Below are 19,837 nucleotides of genomic sequence, written 5' to 3'. Positions count from 1 at the left end.
GCGGTGCACAAGATGCACGTTTTTCGGGCGATTCAGACGCCTAGCCTATAAATGGCGAAGGGAAAACGTATTTGTCTGGCCGATGGGGCTCATGCATATTTGTTGACGTTAGTAAATATGCTTGAAGTTTTTTCAAGGGCGACGTGTAACAGGGATGACATCTTTCCTGTCTACAATCGCCGGTCCAGGGATGGCGCGCTGTGCCGCTGCGGTTCGCAGCAACCAGGTTGCAGTACTTGTAAAGAGGGACATCTTCGGATGTCCAAAATAACTAAAGTCTATTTTGGGGTTTTAACAATGATCACTCAACATCAGATCCGGCTGACCAAGCTGGCGCTGGCTTTGTCGATTGCGTTGTCGGCTGCGCCGACTTTCGCACAGAACACCACCTCGGCCATTGGCGGCCGTGTTTCGGGTGCAGACGGTACGCCGGCAGCGGGCGCCCAGGTGCAGATCATCCACACGGAGTCTGGCTCCGTCAGCAACGTGGTGACCGACGCCGAAGGCCGTTACGTCGCACGTGGCCTGCGTGTTGGTGGTCCATACACGATCGTTATTACCAAAAACGGTATCACCGAAAAGCGTGACAACGTCTTCGTCGAGCTGGCTGAAACCGCCGCCGTCGACGCAACCCTGGGCCAGCAGATGCAAACCGTGGCCGTCAGCGGCTCGCGCGCACGCTCGGAAATCTTCTCGAACAGCGCCATGGGTTCGGTCACCACCCTGACCCGCGCCGACCTGGAAACCCAGGCATCGATCAACCGCAACCTGCAGGACTTCGCGCGTATCGATCCGCGCGTCTCGCAGACCGACAAGGAACGCGGCGAGATGTCGGTGGCCGGCCAGAACTCGCGCTACAACTCGATGACCATCGACGGCGTCGCCATCAACGACACCTTCGGCCTGGAAGCCAACGGCAGCCCGACCGCCCGCCAGCCGATCTCGATGGAAGCCATCGCCTCGGTGCAGGTGAACGTTGCCAACTACGACGTGACCCAGCGCGGCTACACCGGCGCCAACGTCAACGCCGTCACCAAGTCGGGTACCAACGTGTACCACGGCGGCGTCTACTATATCACCCGTGACGACCGTCTGGTCGGCAAGCGCTACGACCAGGCCACCGACACGTACAACGACGCGCCTGAATTCAAGGACAACACCAAGGGCGCGTGGGTCAGCGGCCCGCTGATCCAGGACAAGCTGTTCTTCTTCGCCCTGGCTGAAAACTACGAAAGCAGCCGCAGCGGTCCGGAATACGGCGCCATCGGCTCGGGCACCGGCACCACCGTCGGCATCAGCCCGACCCAGATCGCCCGCATCCAGGAAATCGCCCAGAACCGCTATGGTTTCGACATCGGCAGCAGCGACATCCCGTCGAACAACAAGATGAAGACCGAAGAGCGCACCTTCAAGGTCGACTGGAACATCAACGACGACCACCGCGCCAGCTTCCGTTACTCGAAGACCACCCAGAACGAGCCGATCTACCCTGGCTTCTCGCAGAGCGGCGTGGCCCTGACCTCGCAGTTCTACAACCAGGACAAGAGCATCGAGACCGCGGTCGCCCAGGTGTTCTCGGACTGGACCGAGAAATTCTCGACCGAATTCCGCGCCTCGACCCGTGACTACGACTCGGTGCCGATCAACAACGCCCGTCTGCCGACGATGTCGTTCCAGTTCAGCGGCGCACTGCCGCCGGACGCGCCTGCCGGCACCCGTACCGGCAACCGCTTCCTGAACACCGGTACCGAAAACAGCCGCCACAACAACGTCCTGGGCACCAAGACCCTCGACCTGTACGCGGGCGCCAACTACAAGTTGGGCGACCACGAATTCAAGGTCGGCGCCGACTACACCTCGAACGAGGTGTACAACGCCTTCCTGCAGAACATCTTCGGTAACTACACCTTCCAGTGCGATAGCAACTTCTCGTACAGCTTCGGTTCGATCAACTGCGCTACCGCAAGCGCATCCCAGATCGACGCTGCCCTCTACGAGAACTTCTCGCGCGGCCGTCCGACCGCCTACACCGTGCAGGTGCCAGTCGCCGGCGGTTCGCTGGACAATGCCGTTGCCCAGTTCAAGATGAAGAACACCGGTGTGTTCCTGCAGGATAACTGGTCGGTCAACAACAACCTGACCATCAGCGCCGGCGTCCGTGTCGACATGACCGACGTCAACAACCGTCCGCTGCAGAATGCTGCCGTGGCTGCGGCAACCATCGACGGCGCCGGCCAGTACGGCCGCCAGTCGGGTGGCTACGGCTACGACAACACCAAGACCTTCGACGGCCAGAAACTGTGGCAGCCGCGTGTCGGCTTCAACTACAAGTTCGACTCGGCCCGTCCGATGCAGCTGCGCGGTGGTTTCGGCCTGTTCCAGGGCGCGGCCGCAACCGTGTGGATGTCGAACCCGTTCTCGAACCCGGGCGTCGCTACCCGCATCATCAACTGCGCAGCCGGTTCCGGCGCAGTCCGTTGCCCGACCACCGACGGCACCTTCACCCCGGACGTGACCGCACAGCGCTCCGTGCCTGGCGCGACCCCGGCGGCAAACGTCGACATCCTGTCGCCGAACCTGAAGCAACCGTCGATCTGGAAAGCCAACCTGGCATTCGAGCATGAGCTGCCATGGTACGGCCTGGTGTTCGGCGCCGAGCTGCTGGCGACCCAGAACAAGAACGCGATCTACTACCAGAACCTGAACATCGGCGCGCCGAGCGCAACCGGCAGCGATGGCCGCGCACTGTTCTACGGTCCACAGGGTTATGACGCTTCCTGCTACTCGTTCACCAACAACGCCGTGAGCGTGGCAAGCCGCTGCCAGACCACTGCCAAGGCCCGTTCGAACCTGAACTACGGTAACGTGCTGCTGGCCAAGGAAACCGACAAGGGCGATGCGCAACTGGTGACCCTGTCCCTGACGAGCCCGACCCGCAAGGGCTTCGGCTGGTCGGTGGCCTACACCCACACCAACGCGACCGAAGTCTCGCCGCTGACCTCGTCGACCTCGAACTCGAACTGGACCGGCCGCTCGGTCTTTAACCCGAACGAAGACGTTGCCGCCAACTCCTCGTACCTGGTGAAAGACCGTATCAATGCCCGCCTGTCGTGGGAGAAGCGCTTCTTCGGCAACTACCGCACCCGCCTGGGCGTCTTCTATGAAGGCCGCAAGGGCAAGCCGTACAGCTGGACCATCAACAACGACCTGAACGGCGACGGCCTGGCAGGCAACGACCTGATGTACATCCCGAGCGCCCAAGGTTCGGGCGAAGTCGTGTTCTACGGTGCAACCGCCGCAGCCCGCGAAGATGCAGAGCGTCGCTTCTGGGAAGTTGTCAACGGCAACAAGGCCCTGCGCAATGCAAAGGGTGGCGTGGTCGAGCGTAACAGCGCCTTCTCGCCATGGACCAACAGCTTCGACGTGAAAGTTACCCAGGAAATCCCTGGCTTCTCGGACAAGCACAAGGCCAGCTTCTCGCTCGACATCCTGAACTTCGGCAACCTGCTGAACAAGAAGTGGGGCCGTATCGAGGAAGTAGGCTTCCAGTCGGCCGGCGCCCAGGCGCGCAGCTTCGTCGACTACGTCGGTCTGCAAGACGGCAAGTACGTCTACGCCGTGCGTAACAACGTGGAAGACCTGAACGTGCGTCAAGCCAAGGGCGAGTCGCAGTGGGCCATCCAGGCAACCGTCAAGTACGAGTTCTAATACTTGATTCCCTGCCTGTAGGGTGATGAACGGCCGGTGGCAACACCGGCCGTTTTTTTGTTTACGTGAGCGGGTAGGGCAGTTGTAAGGATGGCCTCGCGTCCCCCTACGTGCAATAATCCGGGTCGCCCTGCGAGGGCATCCGTTTTCGTCGACCAAAGGTAATCCATGATCGTTTCCCCGCGCGCCCGCGCCGTTCTCTCCACCCTCGTGCTGGCGCTTGCCGCCGCCGGCTGCGCCACGGCGCCACAAGAACCGATTACCCTCAATCTCGTCGCCATCAACGATTTCCACGGCAACCTCGAACCGAGCAAGTACACCTACACCAGTGCCGGCGGACAAAGCGAAACCCTGCGCGCCGGCGGCATCGAAGCCCTGAGCGGCGCGCTGGCCGCCTGGCGCAAGGAAGACAAGGAGCTGCTGTTCATCGGCGCCGGCGACTTGATCGGCGCCAGCCCGGCGCTGTCCTCGATGTGGGCCGACGAGCCGAGCATCGAAGCGATGAATCTGCTCGGCCTGCGCGTGAGCTCGGTCGGCAACCACGAATTCGACCAGGGCCGCAAGGAACTGCTGCGCCAGCAGCACGGCGGCTGCGATTCGCCGCGCCCGAACAAGGCTTGCAAACTCGCGCCGGACTTCAAGGGCGCGCGCTTCACCTACCTCGCCGCCAATGTGCTGGACAAGGCCACCGGCAAGCCCTTCATGCCGGCCTACCGCATCGAGACCGTCAAGGGCGTGAAGGTCGGCATCGTCGGCGTGGTGCTGCAGGACACCGCCTCGGTGGCGATGAGCTCGGCCATCGCCGGCCTGGACTTCATCGGCGAAGCCGAGGCCATCAACCGCACGCTGCCGCAGATGCGCGCCGAAGGCGCCCAGGTGATCCTGGCCCTGGTGCACGAGGGCGGCCGCACCGACGAATCGCCCGAGCAGCCCAATTGCAAGGGCCTGACCGGCGGCGTGGTCGACATCGTCAAGAAGCTCGACCCGGCAATCCGCCTGGTGATTACCGGCCACTCGCACCAGGGATACCTGTGCCAGGTCGACGGCCGCGTGGTCACGCAGGCCGACGCCGCCGGCCACCTGCTGTCGCGCATCGCCCTGAAGGTCGATCCGAAGAGCGGCGCCGTTGCCGACATCGACGTGCGCAACGTGGTCATGGACCCGAGCAAGTTCACGGCCGACCCGCGGATTACCGCCTACCTGGCCAGCGTGAAGGAGCGCAGCCGCGCGGCGCTGGCGCGTCCGCTGGGGAAACTCGGCACGGCGGTCGTGGCGCGCAAGGCCAACGATGCCGGCGAGGCCCCGCTGGGCAACCTGGTTGCCGATGCCATCGTCGCCGCCACCCGCAACCTGGGCGTGCAGATCGGCTTCATGAACATGGGTGGCATCCGCAAGGACCTGGAAACCGCGGACGGGCAGGTGGCCACCTTCGGCAATGCCCAGGCCGTCCTGCCGTTCGGGAATACGCTGGTGGTGATGGACCTGAGCGGCGCCCAGCTGCGCCGCCTGCTCGAGCAGCAGTGGGACCGCCCCAGCAGCTCCAGCGCCACCATCCTGCAGGTGTCGCAAGGCTTTACCTACAGCTGGGACGCCAGCCGCCCGGTGGGCAGCCGCGTGCTGCCGGGCAGCCTGAAGCTGAACGGCGCGCCGATTGAGGACGGCAAGGCCTACCGCGTGGTGGCGAACAACTTCCTGGCCGAAGGCGGCGACAATATTCTGGAATTCGCCAAGGGCACGAACCGCGTGGATACCCAGCTGGTCGACCTCGACGCGCTGAGCGATTTCATTGCGAAGAACCCGGGCGCGGGCGCACCGGCGGCCGGCATGGCGTCAAGCGTGCGCATCGACAAAGCCGGCGCGAGGAACTGAGCATGGACCAGAACACCGTTGTCATCGTTGCCATCGCGCTGGCCGTGATCGGCGTCACCGTGGTCAAGCGCCTGCTGCTGAAATCCTCGTTGTCGCCGGGCCGGCGCCTGCTGATGCTGGGCGCCCTGGCGGCCGCGATCATGGCTGTCATGTCGCTCCTGCTCGCGACGCAGCAATAAACAAATGCACTAACCCAAGGAATGTCATGAAAAAACTAGCTTGTGTACTGGCGCTGGCAAGCGCCTTCGTGTCGCTCGACGCGGCCGCCTGGGGCGGCGACGGCCACCGCGCGGTGGGCGCGATTGCCGACCGCCTGCTGAAGGGCACGAATGCCGAGAAGCAGATCGCCGCCTTGCTGCAGCCGGGCGAAACCCTGCAATCGATCGCCAACTGGCCGGACTGCGTGAAGGGCACCTACTGCGGCCCGCAGTCGCCGGAAATGGTCGAGTACACGAATGCCAACCCGAAGCACAGCGAGTACCACTACACCGACGTGCCGTTCCAGCTCGAGCACTACCATGACCACGGCGTGGGCACGAGCGAGCACGACATCGTGCAGACGCTGAAGCAGGCTATCGCCGTGTTGCAGGGCAAGACGGACCCGGCCCTGAACCCGCACAAGTTCACCAAGCGCCAGGCGCTGATCCTGCTGACCCACATGGTCGGCGACATCCACCAGCCGCTGCACGTGGGCGCGGCATTCGTCAGCAAGGACGGCAAGTTCGTGGTGCCGAAGACCCATGCCGAGGTCGACGAAGCGGCGATCTTCGATTCGCGCGGCGGCAACAATTTGCTGCTCGACGACGAACGCCTGACCCGCCTGAGCGACGCGGTGATCCCGCCGGGCGAGCCGAAGCCGATCAGGGAAGGCGTGCCGAAGGCGCTGACCAAGCCCTTCCACTCCTACTGGGACAGCACCACGGTCGACTACGCCTTCCGCCGCATCCGCACCAAGACCCCGGATCAATTTGCCGACGCGGCGATTGCCGGCAAGCCGGCCATCAAGGCGAACACGGGCGACCTGGCGACCTGGCCTTACCAGTGGGCCGACGACAGCCTGGTGGCGTCGAAGATCGCCTACGGCGACGTGGTGCCGGGCAAGCTCGTGCCGCAGACCAGCAAGAAGGGCGACACCTACTACACCTTCACCCTGGAAGTGCCGGACAACTATCCAGTGCCGAGCTCGCAGGTGGCCAAGGAACAATTGATCAAGGGCGGCTACAAGCTGGCCGAGGTGTTGAAGGCGATTTACGGTTGATTGCTCCGCCGTTGACGTATTGAAGAAAAGCCGCAGCCGCAAGCTGCGGCTTTTTTATTGGCGAGCCGGTACCGCCGTTTTATCCGAGAATCAAACGTAGGGTGGGCACTCCGTGCCCACGCGGTACGCACGTATCCTTGCACCTGCTGCCGTAACCCATCGCTCGAAACAACGAGCGAAGCCAATTTGCCGTCCGTTGCATACCTCGCGAGCGACACGTTTGCGTACGTAACTCCAGACACGCACGTACCGCGTGGGCACGGAGTGCCCACCCTACGATGCCTATCGTAGCGCGACCCATCCGGCCATGATTGGCGCAGTCCGGACCACCCGACGTTGACGCAACCGCCAGCAACCGGGACCCGCAAATCCCGCCCATTCTGCTGCTAAAATAACAAGCCCCGCGCCCCGCGCCTTTTCCCTTTTCACATGAACAAAATCTTGCCCGCCATTGCCGGCCTCGCAGGCCTGGCCTGCTCGCTGCACGCTTCCGCCCAGATCATCGATTCGGCTGCGTCCCCAAGCGAACCGCCCGGCCGTCCGCTGTGGGAACTCGGCCTGGGCGGCGGTGTCATCAGCACCCCGGCCTATCCCGGCGCGGATGACCGCGAAATCTGCGTGCTGGCGATTCCCACCGTGATCTACCGCGGCAAGATCTTCCGGGCCGACCAGTCCGGCATCGGTGCGCGCCTGTTCCGCAGCGAGAACGCCGAGCTCGACGTCGGCCTGGCGGCGTCCTTGCCGGCCAAGTCCGACGACGTCGATGCCCGTGCCGGCATGTCCGACCTCGGCGCCCTGGGCGAGTTCGGCCCGCGCCTGAAACTGCGCCTGGCGCGCTTCGACGCCTACAGCGGCCTGCGCGCCGAGCTGCCGCTGCGCGCGGTGTTCGAGGTGCGCAGCGGCGTGCGCCACCAGGGCTACACCTTCGAGCCGCGCCTGGTCTACGAGCGCCGCACCGCCGACGGCAAATGGCTGTTCGATACCCAGCTGTCCACCGTCGTCGGCGACGGCAAGATCAACCGTTACTTCTACGAAGTGGCGCCGCAGTACGCGACGGCCGACCGCCCGGCCTATGCCGCCAAGTCCGGCCTGATCCTGGTGCGCCTGGGCGCCTTTGCCGCGCGCCAGATCAATCCGGACCTGCGCGTGTTCGGCTTCGTGCGCGCCGAGAACTACGGCGTCGGCGCCAACGACGACAGCCCGCTGCATCGCAAGAACAATGGCGTATCGGGCGGCATCGGCTTGTCGTGGACGCTGTGGCGCTCGGCGGCAATGGCACGCGACTGATCACTTCGATTAATCGGTAACCATTGTCCGGCCACAAACCGTGGCCCCCGCCCGCGCGGAAGATGAGCTGTTCGCCCTCCACACAAGGAATCGACCATGCTCATCCGCAACGCATGCCTCTGCCTGGCCGGCAGCCTGCTCGCGCTCGGCGCGCTCGCTGCCAGCGTCAACCCCTACGCCGACCACAACGGCAAGCTGCCGCCCGCCGACTACACGGGGCCGCTGTTCAGGCTCAGCTATAACTATCCGGCCGGCCTGCCGGCGCCCTACATGCCCTGGCGCGCGGCGATCGGCAACGGCGCCATCACCACCGCCACTGCACCGGCCTACACCCAGGCCCTGAAGGACAGCATCGCGCGCGACATGGCCACGCTGCTGACCGACTACGAGGACTGGAACGCCGCCCAGCGCGGCCGGTATAACGATCCCTGGCTGGGCGCCCAGCGCGAGCCGGTGCACGGCATGCTGGTCGGGATCGAAAAGGTCGACAACACCCTGTTCCCGAAAAGCGGCTTGAGCAAGCCCTTCACGACCTATGTGCTGACCTACTACAACCGCACCGCTGCGCAAACGCTGGGAAAGATCTGGAGCGGCAACCCGAACGCCCCGGTGCTGGACGGCGGTGCGACCCAGTACGCCGAGGGTTCGATCACCGTCAAGCTGGCCTTCACCACCGCCGACCCCGCCACCTGGCCGGCCATGGAAGGTGCGCTGGCCTGGCCGATGATGATGACGGCGAATGCCACCACCGGCCACAACGACAGGCCGAAGCTGGACAAGGCGTACCTGATGCAGGTCGACATCGTGGTGAAGGACACGCGATCGGCGCCGCAGACCGGGTGGGTATTCACGACCCTGGTCTACGACAAGGACACGCGCCCCGGCAGCGCCGGCGTGTGGGACCAGATGGTGCCGCTCGGCGCCCAGTGGGGCAACGACCCGCAGGCCAACAGCGCGCTGAACCCGGGCGCCGCGCTGCAGGAAACCTGGGTCAATCCGAACGCGCCCGTGTACGCCCTCGAGACCCTGGGCTGGGGCGGGCGCCTGTCGGGGCCGAACGACCATGCGCTGAACGATATCTCGGTGGCGGGCGAGGGCGGGCGCGTGTTGACCCGCAACGCCGCGAATTCGTCCTGCCTGAGTTGCCACGGCGCCGCGCAGTGGAATGCGGCCAATCCGAAGCAGGGCATGGCATCGTTCTTCATGCCGCTGGCCGCACCGGGCGAAGGCGCTGCCGCCAACGCCGGCGCGCCCTACATGAATTCGCCGGCGCCAGGGTCCGTGGAATGGCTGCGCTGGTTCCAGAACCGCGCCGGCAACGTGCCGATGGACACCGGCAGCATCCCCGGCGACTACGACCTGGCGCTGACCTTCCGCGTGCTGCCGGCCTGGCACGAGGCGATGACGGGCAAGGAGCATGCGCTGCGCAAGCTCGATGCGGCGGGCAAGGCGCAGAAGTGATATTCACACGCCGGCGTCGACAATAAAAAAGGCGGCCAATCGGCCGCCTTCTGTTTTACGCTGAATGCGATCAGCGCGACTTCACGAACGGCTTGCCCACCGCCTTCGGCGCTACCGACTTGGCCATCAGCCCGGCCAGCACGATCACGGTCACGACGTACGGAATCATCTGAATCAGCGAGCCCGGAATCCGACCCACGACCGGCAAATCGACGCCTTCGATCTGGATCTGCACCGCCGAGAAGAAGCCGAACATCAGGCAGCCGAGCACGGTCTGCAGCGGACGCCAGTTGCCGAACACCAGGGCCGTCAGGGCCAGGTAGCCGGCGCCGGCCGACATGTCGCGCAGGAAGAAGCCGCTTTGCACGATCGACAGGTAGGCGCCCGAGAACGAGCACAGCACGCCGGCCACCAGCATCGCCATGTAGCGGGTGCGCTCCACCGAGACGCCGGCAGCATCGGCGGCGTGCGGGTTTTCCCCGCAGGCGCGCAGGCGCAGGCCGAAACGGCTGTGGTAGACCACCCAGTGCACGACCGGCAGCAGCAGGAAGGCCAGGTAGACCAGCGGCGAGTGGCCGCCGAGCAGGCTGTTCCAGATCCAGCCGAGCACGGGGACGCCAGCCACGGCTTCGGCGCCCGGCAGGGTCACGCTGGAGAGGCGCGCCGCGCCCAGGTCTGGCGTGCGGCCGCCCTGCTGGAAGATGTACTGGGCGACGACGAAGGTCAGGCCGCTCATGGCGATGTTGATCGCGATGCCGGCCACCAGCTGGTTGCCCTTCTGGGTGATCGACACGAATGCCTGGACCATGGCCAGCGCCACCGAGACGGCGATGCCGGCGGCGATGCCCAGCCACGGGTTCTGGGTCGTGTAGCCGACCGCGGCCGAGACGAAGGCCGAGGCGAGGATCTTGCCCTCGAGGCCAATGTCGACCACGCCGCTGCGTTCGGCGAACAGGCCGGCCAGCGCGGCGAACATCAGCACCGGCGCGTTGCGGATCGTCGAGACGACGATGTTGGCGATATCAAAGCCTTCCATGATTTAACCCTTGCGTGTTGCGTTGATCAGTTTCAGGAGCGCCGGACCGTACAGGTTTTCCATTGCGCCGCAGAACAGGATGATCAGGCCCTGGATGAAGACGAAGGTCTCGACCGGGATGTTCGGTTTTTCCAGCGACAAATCGAAGCCGCCCTGGATCAGCGCGCCGAACAGCACCGAGGACAGGAAGATGCCGACCGGATGCTGGCGGCCCATCAGGGCGATGGCGATGCCGATGAAGCCGGCGCCGGCCGGGAAGTTCAGGCTCAGGTAGTGGGTCGAACCCATGATCGAGTTCACCGAGGCCAGGCCGGCCAGGGCGCCCGAGATCAGCATGGCGACGATGATCATGCGGCTGATGCGCACGCCGGCGTAGTGGGCCGCGTGCTGGTTCAGGCCAGTGGCGCGCAGCTGGTAGCCCCAGGTCGAGCGCGACACCACCACGCCGTAGATCACGAGGGCGGCGATGGCGACCAGGAAGCCGATGTTCAGCGGGGTGTCGCCGAAGAAGGGGAACCAGGTGTTCAGGGTCGGCAGCATGGCGCTGTCGGCGAACACGCGGCTGGCCGGGTTCTGCTCGCCCTCGGGAATGAGGTACTTCACGATGATGAAGTTCATCAGGCTGGCGGCGATGAAGTTGAACATGATGGTCGTGACCACCACGTGGCTGCCGCGCTTGGCCTGCAGGTAGCCAGGCAGGAAGGCCCACAGCGCGCCGAACACGGCGGCGCCGAGCATGGCCAGCGGAATCAGGAGCCAGGGCGACAGCGTGGCATCAAAAGCCAGCACGGCCAGGGTCAGGCCCAGGCCGCCGAAGTACATCTGGCCTTCGGCGCCGATGTTGAACAGGCCGGCCTTCATGGCGATCGACACGGCAAGGCCGGTGAAGATGAAGGTGCTGGCATAGAACAGCGTGTAGGCCAGGCCTTCCGGATTGACGACGGCCGAGTCGATCAGGATCTTCATCGACTCGACCGGGCTTTCGCCCAGCAGGTGGATGACGAGCGCGGCGACCAGCAGCGCCGACAGCAGGTTCAGGAGCGGCAGGGCGATACCGGTCGCCCAGCGTGGAAGTTCGGTGAGTTTCATCTGTTTCATGACTTGTGCATGCCGCCCATCAGGAGGCCGATGCGGGTGGTGTCGAATTCGTCGATGGCCAGTTCGCCGGTGATGCGCCCGCCGGATACGACCACGATACGGTCGGCCAGGGCGCGCACTTCTTCCAGCTCGGTCGAGACCAGCAGGATCGCCACGCCTTCGTCGCGCAGGCGCAGCAGCTGGGTGTGGATCGACTCGATGGTGCCGATGTCGACGCCGCGGGTCGGCTGGCCGACCAGCATCAGTTTCGGCTGGGCCGAGACTTCGCGCGCGATCACCACCTTCTGCTGGTTGCCGCCCGAGAGCAGGCCGATGCGCATGTCCGGGTTGTTCGGGCGCACGTCAAAGGCCTGCAGCAGGTGCGCGCAGCGTTTGGCGATCGCCTCGAAATCGAACAGGCCCCAGCGGTTCTTCACGCGGCTTTCGTAGCCGAACACGGTGTTCTGCATCACCGAGTAATCCTTGATCACGCCGTCGCGCAGGCGGTCTTCCGGCACGTGGCCGATGCCGAGCTGGCGGAAGGTGGCAGGCAGGCCGTCGGCGTTCGAGCGGCCGGCGTAGGGCAGGAGCTTGCCGTCGAGCTCGACCTGGCCGGACGTCGGCAGGCGCATGCCGGACAGGATTTCCATCAACTCGCTCTGGCCATTGCCCGAGACGCCGGCAATCGCGACGATCTCGCCGGCGCGCACGGTCAGGTTGATGTCGGCCAGCAGTTGCACCTTGTTTGCATCCTGCAGCTGCAGGTTGTTCACCTTCAGGACAGGCGCGCCCGGATTGAAGGGCTTGCGCGGCAGGTTGCCTTCGATCGGACGGCCGACCATCATGTTGGCCAGCTGCTCCTTCGAGGTCTCTGCCGTGGTGACGGCGCCCGCCACGCGGCCGGCGCGCATCACCGTCACCTGGTCGGTGATGTCCATGATCTCGCCCAGCTTGTGGGTGATCAGGATGATGGTCTTGCCCTGGTCTTTGAACAGGCGCAGGATTTCGAACAGGGACGCGGTTTCCTGGGCGGTCAATACCGCGGTGGGTTCGTCCAGGATCAGGATATTCGCGCTGCGGTAGATCTGCTTCAGGATCTCGACGCGCTGCTGGGCGCCCACCGACAGATCGTGGATGGTGGCCAGCGGATCGACGTCCAGGCGGTAGCGCGTGCAGATTTCGCGCAGCTTGTTTTCGACTTCCTTGCGTTTCGCAGCCAGCTTGAAGCCGCCCTCGGCGCCGAGCATCACGTTGTCGAGCACGGTCATGTTTTCGACCAGCATGAAGTGCTGGTGGACCATGCCGATGCCGAGATCGATGGCTTCCTGGCTGGTGCGGATATTCCGCGCCTGGCCATCGATCAGGAGTTGCCCGCTGTCGGCGTGGTAATAGCCGTACAGGATGCTCATCAGGGTGGATTTGCCGGCGCCGTTCTCCCCGATGACGCCATGGATGGAACCCTTGGCGATCGTGAAGCTGACGTCAGCGTTCGCTTGCACCGGCCCGAAGGCCTTGCTTATGTTGCGAAATTCTACGGCTGGCTGCATAGCGATCAGTAGTAAAAATGTTTGCTTAAAAATGATGAATGCATTGGGTGGCGGAGCAGCCAGCCCAACGCATTAAAAGCGCGCCGCGCCGGGTTCTCCGGCGCGGCGCGCTTGTCGTTACAACAATATGAAAATCAGACCGGGCAGCTGCTGCCTGCGCGGTAGTCGATGACCTTGATCTTGCCGTTGATGATGTCGGCTTTCACGCCGTTCACGCGTTTTTCGATTTCCGGGGTGACGACCTTGCGGTTGTCCTTGTCCAGCACCCAGTCCACGCCGCCTTCCTTCAGGCCTTTGTAGGTGGTGCCGCCCTTCCAGGTGTTGTTCTTGACCTGCATGAACGAGTCGTAGATCGCCATGTCGACGCGCTTGACCATCGAGGTCAGCATGTTACCCGGGTGCAGGTAGTTCTGGTTCGAATCGACGCCGATCGCCAGCTTGCCTTTTTCCTTGGCCATCTGCAGGGCGCCCATGCCCGAGCCGCCGGCCACGGCGAACACGACGTCGGCGCCGCGGTCGAATTGCTGGCGTGCCAGCTCGCCGCCCTTGGCCGGGTCGTTCCAGGCCGCGGCGGTAGTGCCGACCATGTTCGACATGATCTCGATCTTCGGCTGCTGCGCCTTGGCGCCCTGGTTATAGCCGCACGAGAAGGCGCGGATCAGCGGGATGTCCATGCCGCCGACGAAGCCAATCTTCTTCGACTTCGAGGCCATGGCGGCAGCGACGCCGACCAGGTAGGAGCCTTCCTGTTCCTTGAACATGATCGAGTTCACGTTCGCGCCCGGCGCGATCGAGTCGATCAGGACGAATTTGACTTTCGGGAATTCCTTGGCGACCTTGGCCACGGCCTGGGTCTGCGAGAAGCCGATGGCGGCGATCATGTCGAGCTTCTTGCGCGCGAGGCCGCGCATCACCTGCTCGGCCTGGGTATCGCTGTTGGCCTGGACTTCGATGTAGGAGATGCCCGTTTCCTTCTTGAAGCGCTCGGCGCCTTCGAAAGCGGACTGGTTGAACGACTTGTCGAACTTGCCGCCGGCATCGTAGACGATGCCCAGTTTCGGATTGGCTGCGCTTGCCGTGCCGGCGATGCACAGTGCTGCAATCGTCATGCTGAGTTGCTTGAATTTCATGAAATAGCTCCTGGAATTTCGATATTGTACCCGGCGCAACGGCTGCGTTGGGAAGGGCGGCATAAAGGCAAGGCTGTGCGGCATGCCGCTGTGCCCTGCACAGTGCCATGCCAGCACGAATTTTTTTACCGTGCGGATTGTGTCAGCCCCGAACGTTTCATGGGGTTACGATTTGTATCGCGGCCTGCTCAACCTGTGCATTACGCGCGCGAATGTCGCAGCGTCGCAACAGCAAACGGGGAGGGTAGCCCGGCCATGCGCTGCGTGGCGCCGGGTATCGGAAAACCTGCGCAGCTCAACCTGTCAAATATGCATCAGCCGATGGATGCATGACAAATACGATTTTACTTGGCAATTTATTCGAAGGAAATATAAATGCCGACAACATTCGGCATCTTTTTTCCTTCACGCCACAGTTTCCAGGAGTTGCGGGGTGGGCAGGGGCTGGCTGAAGCGCTCGGTCAGGAAGCCGGCGATGCGTGCCTGGGTCGCTTCCAGGTAGGGAATGTTCAGGTGGTCCGAGCCGGGCACGATCTCATCGGCGATCAGGTTGGCCAGCTTGCCGCACAGCTGGTCGGTATGCGAGTGGGGCACGATGTCGTCGCTCTCCGCACGCAGCACGCAGGTGGGCACCTTGAGCGAGGGCGCGTACTTGATCGACTCGAAGCGGTGGCGCAGCATGTACTCGATCGGCATGGCGCGGAACTTGCGCTTGGCGATCGCCAGGATGGAATCGTAGGGCGTGATCAGGACCACCGAGTGGGCGGCGCGTTCCTTGGCCACCTGCACGGCCACGCCGGAACCGAGGCTGCGCCCGACCACGGCGATGCGGCGCGCGTCGACCTGGCCGAGGGCGGCCAGCCAGTCGTACAGGGTGCAGCCGTCGTCGATCATCAGGGTTTCGTCGGGAATGCCCTGGGAATTGCCGTAGCCACGGTAGTTCATCGCCAGCACGGTCATGTTCGGGAACAGATTGCCGGCATCGCGCACCACCCAGGATACTTCTTCGGAGCGGCCGCCGAAATACAGCACTGCCGGGCGCGGCCCCGGCGTGCGCGGCGTCATCAGCCAGCCGCAGAGGCGGGTGCCGTCCTTGGCGCGCAGGACGATCGGGCGAGTGCGATGGCCGCTGCTGCGCGGGCTATTAACCTCGGGGATGATGGTCGGGTTGAACACCAGCCGGCGCTGGTTGGCTGCCACCGCAGCCGTGAGGCCCAGCCACAACACGCTGGCGAATCCCGCCATCCCTGCCGCCATTTTTTTCGATGTGTTCATGGCGCCAGTCTACGCCCACGGCGCTAACTCTTCTGTGCGGCAAGTCGCCATGCACTGCAGCAAATGGCTGAGCTGGCGTGAGAGTATGGTTTGCGCAACAGTTCCTGCCGCGCTCAGCGCGCCGGCACCAGCCTCAGCACCATGTTCTGCGAGGTGGCCGCCAGCGCGCCGCCCGCCAGCACCGTGATGCCGCGCGGCGCGTTCAGGCTGCCGGGCAGGGGGCCGAGCACCACGTTCTGGGTGCCCGGCGTGCCGACCACGGTGTTCACCGCGCCCGAGGCGCCGATGCGGCGGATGGTGCCGTTGCCGGTATCGGCCACGAACAGGGTGCCGGCGCCGTCCATCGTCAGCGCGGCGGCGTTGCAGAAGCGCGCGCTGGCGCCCGGGCCGTCGGCGGTGCCGCATTGCCCGGCGGCGCCGGCGATGGTGCGCACCTCGCCGGAAGGCGAGATTTCGCGGATCGTGGAGTTGGCAGTGTCGGCCACGTACAGATAGCCGTCGTCGTCGACCTCGATGTCGCGCGGCTCGCAGAAGCGGGCGGCATTGCCACGCCCGTCGGCGCTGCCGCAGGCGCCGGCCACGCCCGCCACCGTGGTGACGGCGTTGTTGCGGTCGATGCGGCGAATGGTGTGGTTCATGGTGTCGGCAACAAACAGGTTGCCGTTGCGGTCGAGCGTGATGCCCTGCGGGTTGCAGAAGCGTGCATTGCCGGCGCTGCCGTCGGCGCTGCCGCACTGACCGGCGGCGCCGGCAAGCGTGGTGACGGCGCCGCCCGCGCTCACCTGGCGGATGGTGGAGTTGCCGCTGTCGGTGACGTACAGGTTGCCGTCGATGTCGGCCTCCAGCCGGGTCGGCCCGTTGAAGCGCGCCGCGCCGCCGGCGCCGTCGCTACTGCCGCTGGCCCCGGCGCTGCCGGCCAGGGTGACCGCCACGCCCTGCTGCGAAACCTTGCGGATGGTGCCGCTCGTGCGTTCGGCCACGTACAGGTTGCCGTCGGGCCCGAGCACGATGCCTTCGGGCGCATCGAAGCGGGCGGCGGAACCGGAGCCGTCGAGCGCGCCGCCGCAGGTGGGGCAGAGGCCGCCGGCGATCAGGAAGATGCCGGGATCGGACGACGTGCCGCCGCCCGGCCAACCCGGCTGGTAGGGGTAGTCGTCGTAGTCGTCGTCGTAGTCGACGTAGCCGAAGCCGAGCGAGACGCCGCCTCCGCCGCAGGCGGCGAGGGTGGCGGACAGGAGCAGCGCCCCGATGCGCACGCCGGATCGGCACAGGAAGCGCAAGAGCGGAGCAAACATGGTCGGGAACATGGCATCTCCTTTTGGCTGGACGTCGGCGGCTTGCCGTTCGTGACCGTATCGAGATTAGTGGGGCGGGACGTTCCAAGTATGAGCGCGATCAAGCGTGCGCGGGTGCACGCCAGAACTGCGCAGCGGGCTGCAGGTGGGTTACTATGGCTCCTTACTATCCAATAACACCGGAGTCGCCGTGCATTACCTGCTCATCTATGATCTCGCTCCCGACTATCTCGAACGCCGCGCCGAGTTCCGCAACGAACACCTACGCCTGGCCTGGGAAGCGCAGGAGCGCGGCGAGATGGTGCTGGCCGGCGCCCTCGACGAACCGGCCGACCGCGCGATGCTCCTGTTCGATGTCGACAGTCCGCAGGTGCCGCAGCTGTTCGCCGCCAGGGACCCGTACGTCACGCATGGCCTGGTGCGCGCCTTCCACGTGCGGCGCTGGAACACGGTGGTCGGCGACCTGGCCGGCAATCCGGTGCGGCCGGAGTGAGCACCGCCGCATAAGCAGGCTTCCCGCGGTCTTGCGGTTTCACTAATGCAATCTGGCTTCGGTTAAACTCATCCGGCTAATCACAAGCCGGAGACAATGTTGCAAACCGCTGTCAATCTGTGGCCGCTGCTGGGCGTGGCCGTCATCGCCGCCGGCTTCCTGCTGCGCGCCAATCCCGTGCTGGTGGTGGTCGCCGCCTGCGGCGTCACCGGCGCCGCCGCCGCCATGCCCTTCCTGCACCTGCTCGAGTCGCTCGGTACGGCCTTCGTGAAGACCCGTAATCTGCCGCTGGTCCTGCTGCTGCCGCTGGCGGCCGTCGGCCTGCTCGAGCGCTTCGGCCTGAAAGAGCATGCGATGGCCAGCATCGCGAAGATACGCTCGGCCACCGCCGGGCGCCTGCTGATCGTCTACCTCTTCCTGCGCGAGACCACGGCCGCCGCCGGCCTCACCAGCCTGGGCGGCCAGCCGTCGATGGTGCGCCCGCTCGTGGCGCCGCTGGCCGAAGGCGCGGCCGAGGCACGCAACGGTACGCTGTCCGACAAGCTGCGCTACCGCATCCGCGCCATGGCCGCGGCCACCGACAACGTCGGCCTGTTCTTCGGCGAAGACATCTTTGTCGCCTTTGGCGCCATCGTGCTGATGCAGACCATCCTGCGCGCCGAGGGCATCGAGGTCGATCCGCTGCACATGGCGCTGTGGGGCATCCCGACCGCCATCTGCGCTTTTGTCATCCATAGCTGGAACCTGCGCCGCCTGGACGCCGCGATCCGCCGCGAAGGGGAAGGCAAGTGATTTTTTCGCTGGGATTTCTGTATGTTCTTGTCGGCCTGCTGCTGGGCACGGTCGCACTGCTGACCCTGCTCGACAGGGACCACCCGCGCCGCTTCACCAGCGCGCTGTTCTGGGGGCTGTACGCTTTCATTTATCTCGCCGGTGACTTCATCCCGGCGGCAGCGGCCGGCGCGGTCATGATCGCGATGGCGCTGCTGGCCGGCTGCGGCCTGGTACGCCAGGGCAGGCACGGCACGCTGGACGAAGCCACCCGCCGCGCCAGCGCCGCACGCCTGGGCAACAAGCTGTTCCTGCCGGCGCTGGTGATCCCGATCGTGACCGTGCTCGGCGCCACCGTGCTGAAGGAAGTGCGCATCGGCGGCTGGCTGCTGTTCGACCAGTCGCACCTGACCCTGGCCAGCCTGGGCCTGGGTTCGTTGCTGGCCATCGGCGCCGCCTGCTGGCTCACGAAAGCAAGCCCGGTGCAGGGCGTGCGCGAGGCGCGGCGCCTGGTCGACGCCATGAGCTGGGCGGTGACCCTGCCGCACATGCTGGCCGTGCTCGGGCTGCTGTTCACCGAGGCCGGCGTCGGCAAGGCGGTGGCGCAAGTGAGCACCAGCTGGTTCGACGTCGATTCGCGCTTCGCCGCCGTGGCCCTGTATTGCATCGCCATGGCGGTGTTCACCATCATCATGGGCAATGGTTTTGCAGCGTTCCCGGTGATTGCCGGCGGCATCGGGATTCCGGTGCTGGTGAAGGTGTATGGCGCCGATCCGGCCGTCATGGCTGCCATCGGCATGTTCAGCGCGTATTGCGGCACATTAATGACACCGATGGCGGCGAACTTTAATATCGTCCCCGCGGCGCTCCTGGAGTTGCCTGACAAAAACGCGGTGATCAAGGCGCAGATTCCGACCGCGCTGCCGCTGCTGGCGGCGAACATCGTCCTCCTCTACTTCCTCATGAATCGCTAGTCACTATGAAAAAAACTGTCCTGCTGACCGGTTTCGAGCCTTTCAATGGCGCCAGCGTCAACCCGGCCTGGGAAGCGGTGCGCGCGCTCAAGGGCTGGAGCGGCGACGATTTCCTGGTCGAGGTATTGCAGCTGCCCTGCGTGTTCGGCTTCGCCAACCGGGTGCTGGCCGGCGCCATCGACGAGATCAAGCCGGACGTGGTGATTGCCGTGGGCCAGGCCGGCGGGCGCGCCGACCTTACCGTGGAACGGGTGGCGATCAACGTCGACGATGCGCCGATCGTCGACAACGGCCAGCAGCAGCCGGTCGACGCAGCCATCGCCGAAGACGGCCCGGCGGCCTATTTCTCGACCCTGCCGATCAAGGCCATCGTGGCGGAAATGCGCGCGCGCGGCCTGCGCGCCTCGGTATCGCAGACGGCCGGCACCTTTGTCTGCAACCACGTGTTCTATGGCCTGATGCACCGGATCGCCGGCACCGCCATCCGCGGCGGCTTCATCCACGTGCCCTACCTGCCTGAGCAGGCCGCGGCGTTTGCCGGGGCGCCGGGGATGGCGCTGGACGAGATTGTCGAAGGGCTGCGGGCGGCGGTCGAGGTGGCAGTGCGAGGCGGCGGTGATATCGGTCTGATAAGCGGTGCAACCCATTGAGCACAA

General features: G+C 65.0%; 16 protein-coding genes. 10 read left to right on the top strand and 6 right to left on the bottom strand.

The features are described 5' to 3' along the window. Positions 1–297 precede the first annotated feature (297 nt). The 6 genes from LK540_RS14200 to LK540_RS14175 all read left to right on the top strand — a co-directional run bounded on the left by LK540_RS14200 (position 298) and on the right by LK540_RS14175 (position 9,583). A complete protein-coding gene (locus LK540_RS14200) occupies positions 298–3,708 on the top strand; it encodes a TonB-dependent receptor (protein ID WP_229437944.1) in 3,411 nt (1,136 codons plus the stop codon). Between the two features lie 168 nt (positions 3,709–3,876). After that, on the top strand, positions 3,877–5,577 hold the full coding sequence (locus LK540_RS14195; protein WP_229437943.1) for a bifunctional UDP-sugar hydrolase/5'-nucleotidase: 1,701 nt from the start codon (positions 3,877–3,879) through the stop codon (positions 5,575–5,577). 2 nt (positions 5,578–5,579) lie between these two features. Continuing rightward, positions 5,580–5,756, top strand: a complete 177-nt coding sequence (locus tag LK540_RS14190; RefSeq protein WP_229437942.1) for a hypothetical protein — start codon at positions 5,580–5,582, stop codon at positions 5,754–5,756. Between the two features lie 26 nt (positions 5,757–5,782). Next, positions 5,783–6,835 (top strand): S1/P1 nuclease, encoded by a 1,053-nt coding sequence (locus LK540_RS14185; protein WP_229437941.1) that lies wholly within the window; start codon positions 5,783–5,785, stop codon positions 6,833–6,835. A gap of 429 nt (positions 6,836–7,264) precedes the next feature. Then, positions 7,265–8,122, top strand: coding sequence for a MipA/OmpV family protein (locus LK540_RS14180; RefSeq protein ID WP_229437940.1), 858 nt, complete (start codon positions 7,265–7,267; stop codon positions 8,120–8,122). A gap of 96 nt (positions 8,123–8,218) precedes the next feature. Beyond that, a complete protein-coding gene (locus LK540_RS14175) occupies positions 8,219–9,583 on the top strand; it encodes a hypothetical protein (protein WP_229437939.1) in 1,365 nt (454 codons plus the stop codon). Positions 9,584–9,653: 70 nt separating this feature from the next. Here LK540_RS14175 and LK540_RS14170 read toward each other — a convergent pair whose 3' ends face one another. From LK540_RS14170 to LK540_RS14145, 6 genes are all read right to left on the bottom strand, one after another. Beyond that, positions 9,654–10,619, bottom strand: a complete 966-nt coding sequence (locus tag LK540_RS14170) for an ABC transporter permease (RefSeq protein WP_229437938.1) — start codon at positions 10,617–10,619, stop codon at positions 9,654–9,656. A gap of 3 nt (positions 10,620–10,622) precedes the next feature. Continuing rightward, positions 10,623–11,708: an ABC transporter permease gene (locus LK540_RS14165; protein ID WP_229438051.1), complete on the bottom strand. Its 1,086-nt coding sequence runs from the start codon at positions 11,706–11,708 to the stop codon at positions 10,623–10,625. A 5-nt stretch (positions 11,709–11,713) separates the two neighbouring features. After that, positions 11,714–13,243: an ABC transporter ATP-binding protein gene (locus tag LK540_RS14160; protein WP_267498787.1), complete on the bottom strand. Its 1,530-nt coding sequence runs from the start codon at positions 13,241–13,243 to the stop codon at positions 11,714–11,716. 134 nt (positions 13,244–13,377) lie between these two features. Continuing rightward, on the bottom strand, positions 13,378–14,373 hold the full coding sequence (locus LK540_RS14155; protein WP_229437936.1) for a BMP family protein: 996 nt from the start codon (positions 14,371–14,373) through the stop codon (positions 13,378–13,380). Positions 14,374–14,778: 405 nt separating this feature from the next. Further along, the gene (locus LK540_RS14150; RefSeq protein ID WP_229437935.1) at positions 14,779–15,648 is read right to left on the bottom strand and encodes an alpha/beta hydrolase; all 870 of its coding nucleotides are present in this window, start codon (positions 15,646–15,648) and stop codon (positions 14,779–14,781) included. Positions 15,649–15,761: 113 nt separating this feature from the next. Beyond that, positions 15,762–16,955 (bottom strand): hypothetical protein, encoded by a 1,194-nt coding sequence (locus LK540_RS14145; protein WP_229437934.1) that lies wholly within the window; start codon positions 16,953–16,955, stop codon positions 15,762–15,764. Positions 16,956–17,133: 178 nt separating this feature from the next. Here LK540_RS14145 and LK540_RS14140 point away from each other — a divergent pair, with 178 nt between their 5' ends. From LK540_RS14140 to pcp, 4 genes are all read left to right on the top strand, one after another. Next, positions 17,134–17,436, top strand: coding sequence for a YciI-like protein (locus LK540_RS14140; RefSeq protein ID WP_229437933.1), 303 nt, complete (start codon positions 17,134–17,136; stop codon positions 17,434–17,436). Positions 17,437–17,535: 99 nt separating this feature from the next. Beyond that, positions 17,536–18,228 (top strand): DUF969 domain-containing protein, encoded by a 693-nt coding sequence (locus LK540_RS14135; RefSeq protein ID WP_229438050.1) that lies wholly within the window; start codon positions 17,536–17,538, stop codon positions 18,226–18,228. Next, positions 18,225–19,181, top strand: coding sequence for a DUF979 domain-containing protein (locus LK540_RS14130; RefSeq protein ID WP_229437932.1), 957 nt, complete (start codon positions 18,225–18,227; stop codon positions 19,179–19,181). The genes LK540_RS14135 and LK540_RS14130 overlap by 4 nt, the downstream gene beginning before the upstream one ends. Before the next feature lie 5 nt (positions 19,182–19,186). Then, the gene (gene pcp / locus LK540_RS14125) at positions 19,187–19,831 is read left to right on the top strand and encodes a pyroglutamyl-peptidase I (protein WP_229437931.1); all 645 of its coding nucleotides are present in this window, start codon (positions 19,187–19,189) and stop codon (positions 19,829–19,831) included. Positions 19,832–19,837: the final 6 nt, after the last annotated feature.

The organism is Massilia sp. IC2-278, from assembly GCF_020708045.1.
Classification (GTDB): domain Bacteria; phylum Pseudomonadota; class Gammaproteobacteria; order Burkholderiales; family Burkholderiaceae_D; genus Telluria.
The sequence above is the reverse complement of the archived record's forward strand: the minus strand, read 5'-3'. Positions and strand labels throughout refer to the sequence as shown.

What these genes read in the sequence shown, in the direction of transcription:
- LK540_RS14155 (WP_229437936.1), bottom strand. Translation starts at nt 14,373, where the DNA reads ATGAAATTCAAGCAACTCAGCATGACGATTGCAGCACTGTGCATCGCC.
- LK540_RS14160 (WP_267498787.1), bottom strand. Translation starts at nt 13,243, where the DNA reads ATGCAGCCAGCCGTAGAATTTCGCAACATAAGCAAGGCCTTCGGGCCG.
- LK540_RS14185 (WP_229437941.1), top strand. Translation starts at nt 5,783, where the DNA reads ATGAAAAAACTAGCTTGTGTACTGGCGCTGGCAAGCGCCTTCGTGTCG.
- LK540_RS14170 (WP_229437938.1), bottom strand. Translation starts at nt 10,619, where the DNA reads ATGGAAGGCTTTGATATCGCCAACATCGTCGTCTCGACGATCCGCAAC.
- LK540_RS14200 (WP_229437944.1), top strand. Translation starts at nt 298, where the DNA reads ATGATCACTCAACATCAGATCCGGCTGACCAAGCTGGCGCTGGCTTTG.
- LK540_RS14190 (WP_229437942.1), top strand. Translation starts at nt 5,580, where the DNA reads ATGGACCAGAACACCGTTGTCATCGTTGCCATCGCGCTGGCCGTGATC.
- pcp (WP_229437931.1), top strand. Translation starts at nt 19,187, where the DNA reads ATGAAAAAAACTGTCCTGCTGACCGGTTTCGAGCCTTTCAATGGCGCC.
- LK540_RS14145 (WP_229437934.1), bottom strand. Translation starts at nt 16,955, where the DNA reads ATGTTCCCGACCATGTTTGCTCCGCTCTTGCGCTTCCTGTGCCGATCC.
- LK540_RS14150 (WP_229437935.1), bottom strand. Translation starts at nt 15,648, where the DNA reads ATGAACACATCGAAAAAAATGGCGGCAGGGATGGCGGGATTCGCCAGC.
- LK540_RS14180 (WP_229437940.1), top strand. Translation starts at nt 7,265, where the DNA reads ATGAACAAAATCTTGCCCGCCATTGCCGGCCTCGCAGGCCTGGCCTGC.
- LK540_RS14195 (WP_229437943.1), top strand. Translation starts at nt 3,877, where the DNA reads ATGATCGTTTCCCCGCGCGCCCGCGCCGTTCTCTCCACCCTCGTGCTG.
- LK540_RS14175 (WP_229437939.1), top strand. Translation starts at nt 8,219, where the DNA reads ATGCTCATCCGCAACGCATGCCTCTGCCTGGCCGGCAGCCTGCTCGCG.
- LK540_RS14165 (WP_229438051.1), bottom strand. Translation starts at nt 11,708, where the DNA reads ATGAAACTCACCGAACTTCCACGCTGGGCGACCGGTATCGCCCTGCCG.